Origin of the sequence: Wolbachia endosymbiont of Drosophila nikananu, assembly GCF_028981865.1 — a bacterium.
Lineage (GTDB): Bacteria > Pseudomonadota > Alphaproteobacteria > Rickettsiales > Anaplasmataceae > Wolbachia > Wolbachia pipientis_B.
Genome location: NZ_JAPQLL010000017.1, coordinates 1 through 14767 on the forward strand (window position 1 = coordinate 1; position 14767 = coordinate 14767).

The 14767-nt window shown below is 34.5% G+C and carries 28 protein-coding genes; all 28 read left to right on the top strand.

Annotation, left to right across the window (positions count from 1 at the left end):
• Nucleotides 1–4 precede the first annotated feature (4 nt).
• From tuf to OZD67_RS01250, 28 genes are read left to right on the top strand one after another with little or no spacing between them, the layout of a single operon-like run.
• Nucleotides 5–1186 carry an elongation factor Tu gene (gene tuf / locus OZD67_RS01115; RefSeq protein ID WP_182182798.1) on the top strand — a complete coding sequence of 394 codons (1182 nt, stop codon included), beginning with the start codon at nucleotides 5–7 and terminating at the stop codon, nucleotides 1184–1186.
• Nucleotide 1187: 1 nt separating this feature from the next.
• On the top strand, nucleotides 1188–1508 hold the full coding sequence (gene rpsJ, locus OZD67_RS01120) for a 30S ribosomal protein S10 (protein ID WP_096616846.1): 321 nt from the start codon (nucleotides 1188–1190) through the stop codon (nucleotides 1506–1508).
• A gap of 9 nt (nucleotides 1509–1517) precedes the next feature.
• Nucleotides 1518–2240: a 50S ribosomal protein L3 gene (gene rplC, locus OZD67_RS01125; RefSeq protein ID WP_182182797.1), complete on the top strand. Its 723-nt coding sequence runs from the start codon at nucleotides 1518–1520 to the stop codon at nucleotides 2238–2240.
• Between the two features lie 2 nt (nucleotides 2241–2242).
• Nucleotides 2243–2857: a 50S ribosomal protein L4 gene (rplD, locus tag OZD67_RS01130; protein ID WP_096616842.1), complete on the top strand. Its 615-nt coding sequence runs from the start codon at nucleotides 2243–2245 to the stop codon at nucleotides 2855–2857.
• Nucleotides 2854–3141: a 50S ribosomal protein L23 gene (locus OZD67_RS01135; protein WP_182182795.1), complete on the top strand. Its 288-nt coding sequence runs from the start codon at nucleotides 2854–2856 to the stop codon at nucleotides 3139–3141. Before rplD ends, OZD67_RS01135 begins: the two co-directional genes overlap by 4 nt.
• A gap of 1 nt (nucleotide 3142) precedes the next feature.
• Nucleotides 3143–3967, top strand: coding sequence for a 50S ribosomal protein L2 (rplB, locus tag OZD67_RS01140; protein ID WP_182182793.1), 825 nt, complete (start codon nucleotides 3143–3145; stop codon nucleotides 3965–3967).
• A gap of 3 nt (nucleotides 3968–3970) precedes the next feature.
• The gene (gene rpsS, locus OZD67_RS01145) at nucleotides 3971–4255 is read left to right on the top strand and encodes a 30S ribosomal protein S19 (protein WP_006279181.1); all 285 of its coding nucleotides are present in this window, start codon (nucleotides 3971–3973) and stop codon (nucleotides 4253–4255) included.
• A gap of 5 nt (nucleotides 4256–4260) precedes the next feature.
• The gene (rplV, locus tag OZD67_RS01150; RefSeq protein WP_182182791.1) at nucleotides 4261–4611 is read left to right on the top strand and encodes a 50S ribosomal protein L22; all 351 of its coding nucleotides are present in this window, start codon (nucleotides 4261–4263) and stop codon (nucleotides 4609–4611) included.
• 39 nt (nucleotides 4612–4650) lie between these two features.
• The gene (gene rpsC, locus OZD67_RS01155; protein WP_182182789.1) at nucleotides 4651–5265 is read left to right on the top strand and encodes a 30S ribosomal protein S3; all 615 of its coding nucleotides are present in this window, start codon (nucleotides 4651–4653) and stop codon (nucleotides 5263–5265) included.
• An 11-nt stretch (nucleotides 5266–5276) separates the two neighbouring features.
• On the top strand, nucleotides 5277–5690 hold the full coding sequence (gene rplP / locus OZD67_RS01160; RefSeq protein ID WP_182182787.1) for a 50S ribosomal protein L16: 414 nt from the start codon (nucleotides 5277–5279) through the stop codon (nucleotides 5688–5690).
• 11 nt (nucleotides 5691–5701) lie between these two features.
• Nucleotides 5702–5905, top strand: a complete 204-nt coding sequence (gene rpmC / locus OZD67_RS01165) for a 50S ribosomal protein L29 (RefSeq protein WP_182182785.1) — start codon at nucleotides 5702–5704, stop codon at nucleotides 5903–5905.
• Nucleotides 5898–6134 carry a 30S ribosomal protein S17 gene (rpsQ, locus tag OZD67_RS01170; RefSeq protein ID WP_182182783.1) on the top strand — a complete coding sequence of 79 codons (237 nt, stop codon included), beginning with the start codon at nucleotides 5898–5900 and terminating at the stop codon, nucleotides 6132–6134. The genes rpmC and rpsQ overlap by 8 nt, the downstream gene beginning before the upstream one ends.
• 13 nt (nucleotides 6135–6147) lie before the next feature.
• Nucleotides 6148–6507, top strand: coding sequence for a 50S ribosomal protein L14 (gene rplN, locus OZD67_RS01175; protein WP_096616828.1), 360 nt, complete (start codon nucleotides 6148–6150; stop codon nucleotides 6505–6507).
• Complete coding sequence (rplX, locus tag OZD67_RS01180) at nucleotides 6507–6824, top strand: 50S ribosomal protein L24 (protein WP_182182782.1); 318 nt, start codon at nucleotides 6507–6509, stop codon at nucleotides 6822–6824. Before rplN ends, rplX begins: the two co-directional genes overlap by 1 nt.
• 6 nt (nucleotides 6825–6830) lie before the next feature.
• Nucleotides 6831–7364, top strand: a complete 534-nt coding sequence (rplE, locus tag OZD67_RS01185; protein WP_182182780.1) for a 50S ribosomal protein L5 — start codon at nucleotides 6831–6833, stop codon at nucleotides 7362–7364.
• Between the two features lie 16 nt (nucleotides 7365–7380).
• Nucleotides 7381–7689, top strand: coding sequence for a 30S ribosomal protein S14 (rpsN, locus tag OZD67_RS01190; RefSeq protein ID WP_182182778.1), 309 nt, complete (start codon nucleotides 7381–7383; stop codon nucleotides 7687–7689).
• Nucleotides 7690–7710: 21 nt separating this feature from the next.
• Nucleotides 7711–8106, top strand: coding sequence for a 30S ribosomal protein S8 (gene rpsH / locus OZD67_RS01195; RefSeq protein WP_064124654.1), 396 nt, complete (start codon nucleotides 7711–7713; stop codon nucleotides 8104–8106).
• Between the two features lie 16 nt (nucleotides 8107–8122).
• Nucleotides 8123–8668, top strand: a complete 546-nt coding sequence (rplF, locus tag OZD67_RS01200; RefSeq protein WP_182182776.1) for a 50S ribosomal protein L6 — start codon at nucleotides 8123–8125, stop codon at nucleotides 8666–8668.
• 5 nt (nucleotides 8669–8673) lie between these two features.
• A complete protein-coding gene (gene rplR, locus OZD67_RS01205) occupies nucleotides 8674–9045 on the top strand; it encodes a 50S ribosomal protein L18 (protein WP_182182774.1) in 372 nt (123 codons plus the stop codon).
• A 12-nt stretch (nucleotides 9046–9057) separates the two neighbouring features.
• Nucleotides 9058–9570, top strand: a complete 513-nt coding sequence (gene rpsE / locus OZD67_RS01210) for a 30S ribosomal protein S5 (RefSeq protein ID WP_182182773.1) — start codon at nucleotides 9058–9060, stop codon at nucleotides 9568–9570.
• A 3-nt stretch (nucleotides 9571–9573) separates the two neighbouring features.
• On the top strand, nucleotides 9574–10044 hold the full coding sequence (gene rplO / locus OZD67_RS01215) for a 50S ribosomal protein L15 (RefSeq protein ID WP_182182771.1): 471 nt from the start codon (nucleotides 9574–9576) through the stop codon (nucleotides 10042–10044).
• Nucleotides 10045–10047: 3 nt separating this feature from the next.
• Nucleotides 10048–11376 (top strand): preprotein translocase subunit SecY, encoded by a 1329-nt coding sequence (secY, locus tag OZD67_RS01220; protein ID WP_182182769.1) that lies wholly within the window; start codon nucleotides 10048–10050, stop codon nucleotides 11374–11376.
• Nucleotides 11373–12014: an adenylate kinase family protein gene (locus OZD67_RS01225; RefSeq protein ID WP_182182767.1), complete on the top strand. Its 642-nt coding sequence runs from the start codon at nucleotides 11373–11375 to the stop codon at nucleotides 12012–12014. The genes secY and OZD67_RS01225 overlap by 4 nt, the downstream gene beginning before the upstream one ends.
• A 59-nt stretch (nucleotides 12015–12073) precedes the next feature.
• Nucleotides 12074–12442, top strand: a complete 369-nt coding sequence (gene rpsM / locus OZD67_RS01230; RefSeq protein WP_007550179.1) for a 30S ribosomal protein S13 — start codon at nucleotides 12074–12076, stop codon at nucleotides 12440–12442.
• A gap of 24 nt (nucleotides 12443–12466) precedes the next feature.
• Nucleotides 12467–12853 carry a 30S ribosomal protein S11 gene (gene rpsK / locus OZD67_RS01235; RefSeq protein ID WP_182182766.1) on the top strand — a complete coding sequence of 129 codons (387 nt, stop codon included), beginning with the start codon at nucleotides 12467–12469 and terminating at the stop codon, nucleotides 12851–12853.
• A gap of 21 nt (nucleotides 12854–12874) precedes the next feature.
• Complete coding sequence (locus OZD67_RS01240; RefSeq protein ID WP_182182764.1) at nucleotides 12875–13942, top strand: DNA-directed RNA polymerase subunit alpha; 1068 nt, start codon at nucleotides 12875–12877, stop codon at nucleotides 13940–13942.
• 7 nt (nucleotides 13943–13949) lie between these two features.
• Nucleotides 13950–14378 (top strand): 50S ribosomal protein L17, encoded by a 429-nt coding sequence (gene rplQ, locus OZD67_RS01245; protein ID WP_182182762.1) that lies wholly within the window; start codon nucleotides 13950–13952, stop codon nucleotides 14376–14378.
• 23 nt (nucleotides 14379–14401) lie between these two features.
• Nucleotides 14402–14767: a YraN family protein gene (locus tag OZD67_RS01250; RefSeq protein WP_182182761.1), complete on the top strand. Its 366-nt coding sequence runs from the start codon at nucleotides 14402–14404 to the stop codon at nucleotides 14765–14767.

Below are 14767 nucleotides of genomic sequence, written 5' to 3' on the forward strand. Positions count from 1 at the left end.
AATTATGACAGCAGTAGTGGAAGCATTTGGAAAGCCACATGTAAATGTGGGAACAATAGGCCATGTGGATCATGGGAAGACAACGTTAACAGCGGCAATAACAAAGCATTATGGAAATTTTGTAGCGTACGATCAGATAGATAAAGCGCCAGAAGAAAGGAAGAGGGGGATAACGATAGCAACAGCGCATGTTGAGTATCAGACGGAAAAAAGGCATTATGCACACGTTGATTGTCCTGGACATGCTGACTATGTAAAGAACATGATAGTAGGTGCAGCACAGATGGATGCGGCAATATTGGTAGTGTCGGGGGTTGATGGGCCAATGCCACAAACGAGAGAGCATATATTGCTAGCGAAGCAGGTAGGTGTTGGATATATCGTGGTGTATATAAATAAAGCTGATGTTGCTGATGCTGATATGATAGATTTGGTAGAAATGGAAGTGAGGGAATTGCTGAATAAATACGGATTTCCAGGGAATGAAGTGCCTGTGGTAGTGGGGTCTGCATTGAAAGCGCTGGAGGATGACAGCAGCGAATATGGAAAGAAATCAATAGATAAATTGATGGGAAAGTTAGATGAATATGTGGCGGTCCCACCAAGGCCTGTGGATTTACCATTTCTATTGCCAATCGAGGATGTATTTTCGATATCGGGGCGAGGAACGGTGGTAACAGGAAGGATAGAGAAGGGGGAGATAAAGACGGGAGAAGAGATAGAGATAATAGGTCTGAAAGCGACGCAAAAGACGATATGCACAGGTGTAGAAATGTTTAAGAAGTTGCTGGATAAGGGGAGTGCAGGACTCAATGTAGGAATATTGCTCAGAGGAACAAAAAGAGAAGAAGTGGAGAGAGGGCAAGTATTAGCAAAACCGGGGACGATAACGCCGCATAGAAAGTTTAGGGCGGAGGTTTATATATTAAAGAAAGAAGAAGGAGGAAGGCATACACCATTTTTTGCAAATTACCAGCCACAGTTTTATTTAAGAACAACGGATGTAACTGGGAGCATAAAATTGCTAGATGGGAAGGAGATGGTAATGCCAGGAGATAATGTGAGTGTAGAAGTAGAATTGCAAGTACCGATAGCAATGGATAAGGGATTGCGTTTTGCGATAAGAGAAGGCGGTAGAACTGTTGGTTCTGGTGTTGTTTCTGAGATTTTGGAGTGTAGTAACTAAGATGAAGCAAGATATATATATTAACATTAAGGCTTTCGATTGTTCTTTATTGGAGGAGTGTGTTCGAAAATTTGTTGATGAATTAAAGCGGTCCAATGCAAAATTATCTGGTCCGATTGCGTTGCCAAGAAAAGATTCTAAATTTATTGTTAATAGATCTCCTCACGTTGATAAAAAATCTCGTGAACAGTTTGAAATGAGAACTTCTAGGCGTTTGATTGTTTTACATGATCTTACTCCTACTATGATGCAGATGCTTACAGGTTTATCTTTTTCTGCTGGCGTGGAAGTGGATTTAAAAGTCAAGGAAGTTAAGGTTTAGGAGAAGGAAATGAAGAGAATAAATTCACTGAGGAGAATTGGTTTGTTAATGATGAATATTGGTCATACTGCTATATACTCTGACAATAGTCGCATGGCTGTAACTTTATTGCATCTCAGCGAAACTCATATTGTTGATATAAAAGGACAAGATAAATGTGGCTATAATTCAGTCATTTTAGGCACAGGAGATTTTAAAAATATAGCAAAACCTCAGTTGGAATATTTAAAGAAAAAGGGTGTAAATAATAAATGTAAGTTATACGAAAGTAGATTAAATGACTTGTCGGGAATAGAATGTGGTAAAAAAGTGGGAATCAATCATTTTGTGGTTGGTCAATATCTTGATATTACGGGTTATTCTATAGGTAAAGGATTTGCTGGTGTGATGAAGCGGCATAACTTCAGTGGGCTTAGGGCATCTCATGGTGTTTCTATTGCTCACAGATCACAAGGTTCCACTGGTCAATGTCAGGATCCTGGTAGAGTGTTCAAAGGAAAGAAAATGGCTGGTCATTTAGGTAACAGCAGAATAACTGTACAAAATATGAAGATATTATCCATTGATTATGAAAATAGTATAATTGCTGTGAAGGGTAATAATGTTCCTGGGTTTAAAAATTCCTATGTTTTTGTAAGAGATGCAGTTAAAAAATCTTTACATAAAGATGTTTCTTTTCCGGTAGGTTTACTGTTAGATGTAAATGATGATGCTAGTAATTTGGTAAGTTAGTTATGGAATGTAATTTAGTTAATCTATCTAATAATAATGTAGGTACTGCTCAGCTCAATCCTTTGATATTTTCTGCTAAGCAAAAATTGAGTGTTTTGCATGATATAGTGAGATGGCAATTAGCGAAGAGAAGAGCTGGTACTCATAAAACAAAAGGTATCAGTGATGTCTCTGGTACAACAGCTAAACCTTATGGTCAAAAACGTACCGGTAGGGCAAGACAAGGGAGCTTGCGATCTCCTCAATTTAGAGGTGGTGGGGTTATTTTCGGCCCTGTTGTGAGGAGTCATAGTTATTCTCTTAATAAGAAGGTACGCAAATTTGGTTTAAAAATTGCTTTATCTCTAAAGTATTTAAATAATCAAGTGATTATTCTGGATAATTTAAATATTGATGTGAAGAAAACGTCTGAAATGTGTAAATGTATTAAAAATTTTAAATTTTCTTCCTTTTTGATAGTTGGTGATTATGGAGATGATTTGTTGCGTGTTGTTAGAAACTTGCATTATGTAGACTTAATCAAACCTATTGGGTTAAATGTCTTTGATATATTGAATCACGAATGCGTAATGTTGACAAAGGATACTTTAAAGCATCTTGAAGGTAGATTGTTATGATCAAATATAATAATATAATAAAATCTCCTATAATTACAGAAAAGGCTTCTTTTTTGAGGGAGAAGTTTAATAAATATTCTTTGTATGTTTTTATAAATGTAAATAAGCGTCAAATAAAGTTGGCAATAGAGTCTCTATTTGATGTTAAAATTTCTTCTATAAATGTTGTTAGAATTAAGCCTAAATATAGGCGTTTCAGGGGTGTGGTTGGTTGTGAAAAACAGAAAAAGAAAGTTTATTTTTCTTTGATAGATGGTCAAAAATTAGATATAATGAGCGTTTAATATGGGTATGAAATTTTTTAATCCTGTTACTCCGTCTTCTCGTGGGACTGTGTTAGTAAGTAAAGTTGGTTTATCAAAAGATGAGCCAGAAAAGTCTCTTACATCCGGTAAAAAGTCCAGTGGTGGAAGAAATAATTATGGTAGAATTACAACTCGTCATAGGGGTGGTGGTCACAAAAAGAAGTATAGAGTTATAGATTTTAAGCGTAATAGAAGTGGTCAGGGTATAGTTGAAAAAATAGAGTATGATCCAAATAGAAGTGGGTTTTTAGCGTTAATATCATATAAGGAAGATGATATTAAGTCTTATATATTAGCTCCTCAAGGTATGAAGCCTAGTGATATTGTTACAGCTGGAAATGATGCTGATATTTTGCCAGGTAATTGTTTGCTACTCAAGTATATACCTGTTGGTTCTTTCGTTCATAATGTTGAGCTGAAGCCAGGTAATGGTGCTGCGATTGCTAGAGCTGCTGGTTGTTATGCGCAAATCGTTGGTCGTGATGGCCAATATGTTTTATTACGACTCAGGTCTGGTCAAATTAGGTTGATTTTATCTTCTTGCAAGGCTACTGTTGGTGTAGTATCTAACCCTGACCATAAGAATAGAAAGCTGGGCAAAGCTGGAAGAAGTAGGTGGCTTGGAATTAGACCTACTGTGCGTGGGGTTGCAATGAATCCGGTTGACCATCCTCATGGAGGTGGGGAAGGAAAAACCTCTGGTGGTCGTCATCCTGTTACTCCTTGGGGTGTTGCAACAAAAGGAAAGAAAACTCGGAGGAAAAATAAATCTAGTGATAAGTATATAAAACAATTGAAAGGTTAGTTTATGAGTAGATCTGCGTGGAAGCCTCCTTTTTGTCATCCTTCTATATTAAAGTCGGTGAATAATGCTTTAAACAAGGGGTTTGTTAACATGGCTATAAAAGTTCATTCCAGGGCTTCTGTAATTCTTCCTAATTGTTTAGGTTTAAAGTTTGCTGTTTATAATGGTAAGGATTACATTCCTGTTAATGTTAATGATCAGAATATGATAGGTCATAAGTTTGGTGAATTTTCGCCCACTCGTAAATTTACTGGGCATAGTGGTGATAAAAAGGCGACAAGGAGGTAATTTATATGAAAAACAGAGATGTAATAGTTAAAGCTGGTTCTAGGGTTTTAAAATCAACTCCTCGTAAATTGAATTTGGTTGCTGGTTTAGTACGTAATAAAAAAGTTTCTTTTGCTACTGTGCAATTAAGATTTTGTGAAAAGAAGGCTGCGGTTCTTATAAGGAAGGTATTAAATTCTGCAATTGCTAATGCTCAATATAATTATGGATTGGATATCGATAATTTATATATAAAAGAAATTTCAATAGGTAAGTCTCTTACTTTGCGTAGGGTGTGTCCAAAAGCTATGGGTAGAGCTAATAGAGTTAGTAAACGTTATAGTAATATAACTGTAAAGTTGGGGGAAATTATATGATTCATAAAAATAGAAAATTAATAAGGAAAGTGCAAAAGTATGGGAAATGTTAATCCTAAAGGGTTTAGGTTAAAAATAATTAATACTTGGTCATCTGTTTGGTATGCTGAGAAGGGTTATAAACAAGGGTTGCATCAAGATTTATCTATTCGCAGTTATATCAATGAATCTTTTAAGCATGTTGGTGTTTCTAAAGTAATTATAGAGCGTACGATCGATTTGGTGTCTGTAATAATACATTCTTCTAGACCTGGAGTGATAATAGGTAAGAAAGGCTCAGATATTGAGAAGATAAAGCAAAAAATAGCTGAAAAAGTAAAAAATAATGTGGAAGTGAATGTAGTAGGAGTTAAAAGGTCTGAAATAGATGCAACTTTAATATCAAACAGCATTGCGCAACAGTTAGAAAAAAGGGTTTCATTTAGAAGAGCGATGAAAAAAGCTATTCAAAGTTGTTTAAGGATGGGTGCTAGAGGTATTAAAGTAAGTTGTTCTGGGCGCCTTGGCGGAGCTGAGATAGCTCGTACTGAATGGTATAAAGAAGGTCGTTTGCCTTTACACACTTTACGTGCTAATATAGATTATGCTTTTTGTGAAGCAAAAACTATATATGGTATTATAGGAGTTAAGGTTTGGGTTTATATTGGTAATTAAGGTATATTGAGATGTTTGTTCCCAAAAAAAGTAAATATAAAAAAGTATTTAAAGGACGAATTAAGGGTAACACGAAAGGTGGTAGTACGCTATCTTTTGGAGATTATGGTCTAAAGGCTATGGAAGCTGGTAGGATTCAATCTAAACATATTGAAACCGCAAGGCGTGTAATATCTAGAACTTTAAAACGTTCTGGTAAAGTCTGGATAAGGATTTTTCCTGACACTCCTGTTAGTAAAAAGCCAGCGGATGTACGTATGGGTAAGGGAAAAGGTAGTGTTGAATTTTGGGTGTTTAAAGCTAAGCCCGGTAGAATGTTGTTTGAAATTAGCAGTGATGTTCCCATGCATTTAGCAAGATTGGCGCTTGAAAAGGCAACCGCTAAGCTTCCTATGAAGTGTAAATTTGTATCTAATCATAATTAAATGGAGTTGCAATGGATATAGCTGACATTGAATCGAGGTCTTCGCAAGAATTGCATGAAATTCTTGTGAGTTTGAGAAAAGAGTTTGTTAATTTGGTTTTTCAAAAGAAGTTGGGGCAGTGCAACAATATTTCGCGTTTTAGCTTAATAAGAAAGAGCATAGCTCGTATTCTAACTACATTAAATAAAAGAAGAAGAGAGGGAAAGAATGCCTAAAAAGGTTTTTTGTGGTACTGTAACTAAGGCTAAGTGTGATAAGACTGTAAAGGTTTCGGTATTACAAGTGTATAAGGATGAGCTATATAAAAAGGTTATAAAAAAATACAAGAAGTACACAGCACATGATGAGAATAATAGTTGTAAAGAAGGGGACAAGGTTTTAATACAAGAACACAAGCCTATTTCTACTACTAAAAAATGGGTTGTTGTTAATAGCTCATATTGAATAGGATATTTATATGATTCAAAAAAATACATTGTTGGAAGTAGCTGATAATTCTGGTGCGCGTGCAGTGCTTTGTATTGGTTTATTGGGTGGTAGAAAGTCTGCATCTATAGGTGACACAGTTATTGTATCTACTAAATCTATTATTCCAAGAGGGAAGGTTGAGAAGGGAAAAGTATATAGAGCAGTTGTGGTGAGGGTGAAAAGCCCTATTAGAAAATCTGATGGTTCTGTAATTCGTTTTTCTAGCAATGCTGTAGTTTTGATTAACGATCAAGGTGAACCACTTGGTACTCGGGTATTTGGTCCGGTAAAAAAGTTATCATCTGGTTCTTTTATGAAGATAATGTCATTAGCTGTTGAGGTTTTATAATGAGTGCTAAAATAAAAAGTGGTGACGACGTTATAGTTTTAACTGGTAGAGATAAGGGAAAAATTGGTAAAGTGATTAAAGTTGTGGCATGTGATGCTAAAAAGAAAGTAATTGTTTCTGGGGTAAATGTACATAAGAGACACACTAAACCAAAAGCTGGTAGTAGTGGTGGTATATTAAATAAAGAGTTAGCTATTGATATATCCAACGTTGCAACATTGGACCCTAAATATAAAACTCCAACTAGAGTGGGGTTTAAGGTTATAGACGGTAGAAAAGTGCGTTTTGCAAAAGTTTCTGGAGAAGTGATAGATTAGGTTGATATGTTTAAAGAATTGTATAAAGATAGCATAGCAAAGTCCTTAAAGGATAAGTTCAATTACGGTAATGTAATGCAAGTACCTAAACTTGTCAAGGTGTGTATCAATATGGGCGTTGGAGATGCTGCTACAGATAGTAAAGCAATAAATGAACCACTTGATAGCCTATATTTGATTACTGGGCAGAAGCCTCTATCAACTTTTGCAAAAAAATCTATTTCTGGCTTCAAGATCAGAAAAGGTGCTACAGTAGGTTGCAAAGTAACTTTGCGTAGAGATAAAATGTATGAGTTTTTAGAAAGATTGATATATATTGCTTTGCCAAGGGAAAAAGATTTTAGAGGATTTAGTGTGAAGCAATTTGACGGTAATGGTAATTTTTCCTTTGGTATAAAGGAACATATCTCGTTTTTAGAAATAGACTATGATAAAATAAGTAAAATTAGAGGTATGGATATTAATATTATAACAAGTGCAGTTAGTGATAAGGAAGCAAAGGAATTATTACTGGCTCTTAAATTTCCTTTTTTTGATTAATTGAGAGGAGAAATATATGGCAAAAAAATCTATGATAGAAAGAAATCTTCGCAGAATAAAGCTGTGCGATCAATATAAAGAAAAAAGAGAGAAATTGAAATCTATAATAAATAATAAGAATTTGTCTATTGTAGAAAGGTTTACAGCTCAAAATAAATTAATTAAAAAATTGCCTAGAAATTCTTCTAAAACTAAAATTAGAAATAGGTGTGCTTTAACTGGGAGGTCAAGAGGAGTATATAGAAAATTTGGTTTATGTAGGATTGTTTTGCGTGATTTATGTTCTTTTGGGCAAGTTCCAGGAGTTACAAAGTCTAGTTGGTAATTATAATATAAGGAGTATATTGTGGCGTTATCTGATAGTATTGGTGATTTTTTAACAAGGATACGTAATGCTCAATTGGCAATGCATAGAACAACAAGAGTGTTGTTTTCTAAAGTGAATTCTTCTATACTGAAGATTTTAAAAGATGAAGGGTATATCCTTGATTATGAAAAGCAAGTTGTAGATAATTTACCTTCTTTCATTGTAAAATTGAAGTATTATGAGAAGTCACCTGTAATTAGTGACATAGTTAGGGTGTCAAAGCCTGGTTGTCGTTGTTATTCTAAGTATAAGGACATTTCTAAAGCATATAATGGTCTTGGTATTTTTATTATATCGACACCCAAAGGAGTGATGACTGATTATAATGCACATAAGTTAAAGGTTGGTGGAGAAGTTTTGTGTCGTGTGTTTTAAATAATAGGAGAAATTCATGTCTCGTGTAGGTGCTGCTCCTATCAATATTCCTGCTGGTGTTTCAGTTGAATATAATAATGGTAGGATGTTAATAAAGAGCGCTAAGGCTGAAAAAGAAGTTAGCTTAATCAGTGATGTTGTGTGCCGTATTGTTGATAATCAGCTATTCCTTTCTGTGGATCAAGATAAAGATGATTATGATGAAATAAAGCCTATGTGGGGCACTTATAGGAGTAATATTAATAATATCATTAACGGCATGATTGATGGTTTTTCTGTTAATCTTGAGATTAACGGTGTGGGGTATAAGGCAGAGTATGATGGTAAGTATTTGACTTTGTATCTTGGTTATAGCCATAATGTTAAATATAAAGTGCCTAAAGATGTTGAGATTAAGTGCATAAAGCCAACTCATTTAGTAGTGAGTGGTATGGATAAGCAAAAGGTCTATATGGTGGCATCCGATATATGCAGGATTAGGAAGTACGATCCTTATAAAGGTAAGGGTGTTGTAATAAAAGGCAAATTTATGCTGCGTAAGGTTGTAAGTAAAAAGAAGTAATTAAAATGAAAAGATCGTATAATTTTTTAAGTAATTCTGAAAAAAGGAAGTTACGTAATAGAGCGAAGCTTGATAAGAGCGCTGAACGTTTACGTATATCCATATTTAAATCTAATAGGCATTTTTATGTCCAGTTAATTAATGATGTAAAAGGAGTAACTCTCACTTCGGCTTCTACTTTGGATGCTAAAATTAAGGATATATGTAAAGGGAAAGTCAACGCTGAAACTATAAAACAGGTTTCTTCTTTAATGGTTGAGCGTCTGTCTGGCATGAGATTAGAGCAGCAGCTTACGTTTGATCGTGGAGCGTATAAATATACAGGATTAGTTTCTCAATTTGCTGAGGCTTTAAGAAGTTCTGGATTTGAATTTTAGAAGGTTTTGAATATGGCTATAAAGAATTTACAAAATAATAATGATTTATCAGAGCTTTTAGTTTCGGTACGAAGAGTGACAACGGTTACCAAAGGTGGTAGAAGATTTTCATTTTCAATTTTGGTTGTTGTTGGTGATGAAAAGGGTAGAGTAGGATGTGGAATAGGTAAGCACGCAGAAGTTGTTGAAGCAAGAGACAAGGCTGTAAATGCTGCAAAGAAATCGATGATTAGAGTGTACTTGCGTGAAGGTAGAACTTTGCATCATGATATTAAAGCTAAATTTTGTTCTGGTGAGATAGTTTTAAGAACCGCAAGAGCCGGAACAGGTATTATTGCTGGTGGAGCGATTAGATCAGTCTTTGAGGTGTTAGGTATAAAGGATGTGGTAGCTAAATCCACTAGATCAAATAATCCTCATAATGTTATATGTGCGGTATTTAAGGCTTTTGATAGTATGTTATCTCCTCGTCAGGTAGCAAGCAAAAGAGGCAAAAAGATTAGCGAGATAGTTGAAAACAGGTAAAGTATGAATAATGCTGTAAAATTAAACTCTATATTTACTAAGTTATCTAAGAAAAAGAAGCCTAAGTTGCTGGGTAGAGGTATCGGTTGTGGTAAAGGTAAAACATCCGGTAGAGGGCATAAAGGGCAGAAGGCTAGAAGTGGAGTTTCCATAAATGGTTTTGAGGGTGGACAACAGTCTATATATACTCGTTTGCCTAAAAGAGGTTTTAAGCCTATACGTAGGAACATATACTCTATAATTAATGTTGGCGATATACAGCGCTTAATGGAAGCTAAAAAAATAGTGAAAGACTCTGTTATAGATAAGGAGAGGCTGTATAGATTAGGCTTTATAAAGTCTATTAAGGATAAAATTAAACTTCTTAATAAAGGTAAGTTGAGCGAAAAATTTGTGTTTCATGTTAATTTTGCGTCAGAAGCTGCAAAAAAATCTGTAGCTTCAGTTGGTGGTAGTGTGGAAATACTATCGTAAATCATGGGCAATAAATCCGCATTTAATAGCTTGGATCCTACGTTGTTATATAAAGGAGATTTATTAAAACGTATATTTTTTACGCTAATAGCTTTAATTTGCTATCGCTTGGGTACTTATGTGCCTATTCCTGGAATTAATCTTAATATAATTAATGATATATTTCCCAAAGAGGGCTCAGGTGTTTTTGGAGTATTTAATTTATTTTCTGGTGGTGCATTAGCTAGAATGACAATTCTAGCATTGAACGTTATGCCATATATAATGGCTTCTATCATTATTCAGTTGCTTTCTTCTGCCATTAAAGGAATGAAGGAAGTTAAGAATGATGGAGAATCAGGCCGTAGAAAGATGAATTCTTATATACGCTATCTGACCATAGTAATTTGTATATTTCAATCAATTCCAATTTTGGTTGGATTAGAAGGGATGAATAGGGAAGGGGTATTGGTTGTAATCGAACCTGGTGTTATGTTCCGTACAATAGGTGTTTTCAGCCTTTTAGGTGGAACTATGCTTTTAATATGGCTTGGTGAACGAATCAGTGCTAGCGGTATAGGTAATGGTATCTCATTGATCATTTTCACGGGCATAATATCAGAGTTACACAGCGCTTTGTCATCTCTGTTAACGTTAAATAAAAACGGTAGCGTATCGTTATTTATTATCCTTTTTGTTTTGGTATTGTTTTTTTTGCTGCTAGTCTTAGTCATTTTTGTAGAGTCTTCTTATAGAAAGGTTATTGTTCAACATCCTAAAAAGCAATTTAAAAGATTACATAATGACGATTTTACTTATATTCCATTGAAGATTAATTTATCTGGTGTAGTACCAACCATTTTTGCTAATGCAATTTTATTGACACCTATTTCAATTGCAAATTTCTATAAGGGGCACGCTTTTTCTGATTTTATTTTAAATTACTTTATGGCAAATAAAGTAGTATATATTGTAGCCTATTTGGTGCTGATAGTATTTTTTAATTTTTTCTATACCAATTTTATATTTAATCCAGAGGAAAACGCAGATTTTCTTAAAAAAAATGGTGGTTTTATACCTGGTAGAAGGCCTGGGAAACATACTTCTGATTACCTTCAAGATATAGTTTTTAAGTTGACATTCATTGGCTCTGCGTATTTGGTAGTCATATGTACTGTACCTGAAATTATGAGATATTATTATGATATACCATTTATTTTTGGTGGGACGAGTTTACTGATTATAGTGAACGTTATTACTGATACTATTATGCAAATACAATCTTATATTTTTTCGAATAGGTACGATAGCTGGATAAAGAAATATGAGTCTAAAACGAGGAAAGTAAGATGATCATTACGATTTTTGGTCCTCCAGGTTCTGGTAAAGGTACTCAGTCGAGCTTGTTAATAGCAAAATATAATTTAAAATTAATTTCAGTGGGGGATTTATTAAGGAATATTATATCTGATGGCAGTGAGTTAGGTAAAAAAATAAAGGGTACCGTGGAATCTGGTAATTTAATTCAAGATGGAATTATATGTGGATTATTGCGTGACCAGCTTGCATTAATGGATGATAATTGCTTATTAGATGGTTTTCCGAGAAATTTAAACCAGGCTCATTTTTTGACTCAAGTTTTGCAAGAAAAATATAATAGGGATGTTGATATTGTAATTGAGCTGCAGCTTGACGATAATATTGCAATCGACAGATTAAAAAATCGTCTCGCGTGTTTGGACTGTAAAAGCATATATAGTGTATCTTCTTTTAAGAGTACTACTTGTGCTAAATGTAAAAGTACGAGGTTAGAGAAAAGAATTGATGATGCTGATATGTCTGCAATTAATAAGAGAATAAGTGAATATCACCTTCAAATGAAAGGTTTACGCGAGTATTATAAAGGCAAATTATTAACAATTGACGCTAATTTGAGTGTTGATGAGGTAACGCAAGAGATTGAAAGTAAAATTTCTTGTAATTTGGTTTGACTCTGAGTTGTTTTATGGTATAAATTAAGAGTTGTTATTAATAAAGTATCGAGGTACCAGTGGCACGTATTGCAGGCATAAATATTCCAGTGAGGAAATGTGTTCCTTTTGCATTAACTTATATATATGGTATAGGTATTGCTACTGCGAATGTAATTTGTCATGCTTGCGAAGTTGATAAGCGCAAACGTGTTTCAGAATTACGAGATGAAGATATAGAAAAGATCAGCAGTTTCATTAGACAAAATTATGTTATAGAAGGTGAGCTCAGAAAAGAAGTTGCTATGAACATAAAATCTTTAGTGGAAATGGGATGCTATAGAGGAGTGAGACATAGAAAAGGTTTACCTGTGAGAGGGCAAAGGACTCATACTAATGCTAAGACTCGTAAAGGTAGATCTCGGTTGCCTATTGCTGGGAAAAAATAAAATTTATTATTATTGTGAGTTTTAATGAAAAAAGTCAAAACGGTTGGTAAGAGTACAAAGGAGTTTATTACTGGTGTTGTTCATATTCGTGCAACTTTTAATAATACTTTTGTAAATGTAACTGATGTTCATGGTAATACGCTATGTCAAACTTCTGTGGGTGCATGTGGTTTTTCAGGTTCGAGAAAATCCACACCTTATGCTGCAGGTAAGGCTGCGGAGGCTGCTGCGAAGAATGCAATGGAGAGACTTGGTATGAAGGTTGTCTCTGTAATAATTCGTGGTCCTGGCTTTGGTACCGAAGCTGCGGTTAAAGCACTTCAGAGCTGTGGGTTGACTGTGACTTCAATTGCAGATAAAACCGCAATTCCTCATAATGGGTGCAGGTTAAGAAAAAAAAGAAGAGTATAGGATATTTGAAAAGGTTGTTTTATGTATTATAATAATGATGTTTCTCTCTGTAGCAATTTAGATAAATTGATTAAACCTAGTTCAGTTAAGGTAATATCAGATAATTCAAGTGAAAAAAGTGATATAGTCCTAGAACCGTTGGAAAGTGGTTTTGCTTTAACATTAGGTAATGCATTAAGACGTGTAATGTTATCTTCTCTTAAAGGTAGTGCTGTTTATGGAATAAAAATTGAAGGTATAACTCATGAGTTTACTTCAATTCAAGGGGTAAGAGAAGACGTAACTGATATAGTATTAAATATGGGCATGTTGCGGTGTAAATTAAATGGTGCTTCTAATAAATGCTTAAATTTAAACGCTAAAGGGCCTTGCCAGGTATTAGCTGGGATGATAGAAACTGATGATCAATGCTCTATTGTTAATAAAGATTTGTTAATATGTACGCTGGGGCAAAATGTAGAGCTTAACATGACCATATATGTGGCTAGCGGAAAAGGTTATCTTCCTGTAACTAAGTATAAAGAAAATGAACTTTTGAAGCTTATGAGTGAACAGGATTTAATTGGTTTTATTCCAGTTAATGCTTTGTATAGCCCTGTCAACAGGGTTTCATGCAGGGTAGAGAATAGTCGTGTTGGCCAAGTGACTGATAAGGATAAGCTGATATTGTCAATTGAAACTGATGGTACAATCTCTCCGAGTCAAGCTGTTGACTCTGCTGCAAGAATATTACAGGAGCAACTTCAGCCCTTTATTAGTTCTGATGTAAGTTATAAAAAATCGCAGGTTTCTTCGTCTAGTGGTGCTAAAGATTTGGGTTATGATCCTGTCTTATTGCGTAAGGTAGATGAAATGGAATTATCTGTCAGGTCTCATAACTGTCTGAAAAACGAAAACATCACTTATATAGGTGATCTTGTGCAAAAGACAGAAGGTGAAATGTTAAGAACTGCTAATTTTGGCAGGAAGTCTTTGAATGAGATTAAGGCAGTTTTGACTAATTTTGGTTTGTCTTTGGGTATGAATGTGCTAAACTGGCCGCCTAAGGATATAGATGAGTTGGCTAAACAACATACTGATGAAGATTAGGTGATATATGAAACATGGAATAAAAAAACGTAAACTATCTCGTTGCACTGAACATAGATTGTCGACGTTAAAGAATCTATCTATCTCATTAATTAACCATGAGCAGATTGTAACTACTTTACCAAAAGCTAAGGAACTTCGTCCATATGTCGAAAAGGTTATTACAATTGCTAAGAATAAGAATACTTTACATGGTAGAAGGCTTTTGCTTTCACGCCTTCATAGTAGTAAGTTAGCAGTTGATAAGTTATTAAACGTCTTAGCCATCCGTTATCAAGATCGTAAAGGTGGGTATTCTAGAATAATAAAATTTAGCACTCGAAAGGGTGATTGCGCTTCAATGGCAGTGATAGAACTAGTTAATAGGGATATTGCAGCAAGAGGTAAGGTTTATAGTAAAAATAGAGAAGGAGGTAAAGTAGTTACACAAAGTTAATTGTTATCATAATTGTTCTTCTTATGGTAAGTAGGTTACGCTACTTTGTAGGTTACTTTGGCGAGTTGTTAGTTTTAGCATATTTAAAGCTGAAATGGTATAATGTTATAAAACGCCGTTACCGTTGTAAGTTCGGTGAAATTGACTTAATTGTGTCTAAAAAAAAGGAGCTGATTTTTATAGAAGTTAAAACAAGTTTACTTGGAAAAGAAATACCGATATCTCATTTTCAATGTCAGTCTATTATAAATTCTTCTAAGTATTTCTTAAGTAAAAACCTTAGTTTTTTAGATTATTCAGTCAGATATGATTTATGTTTTCTTTCCTTAAAGAGAGGACCTGTTTATATAAAAAATGCTTGGATTGAAGAATGGAAGGTTTGTAGCTGA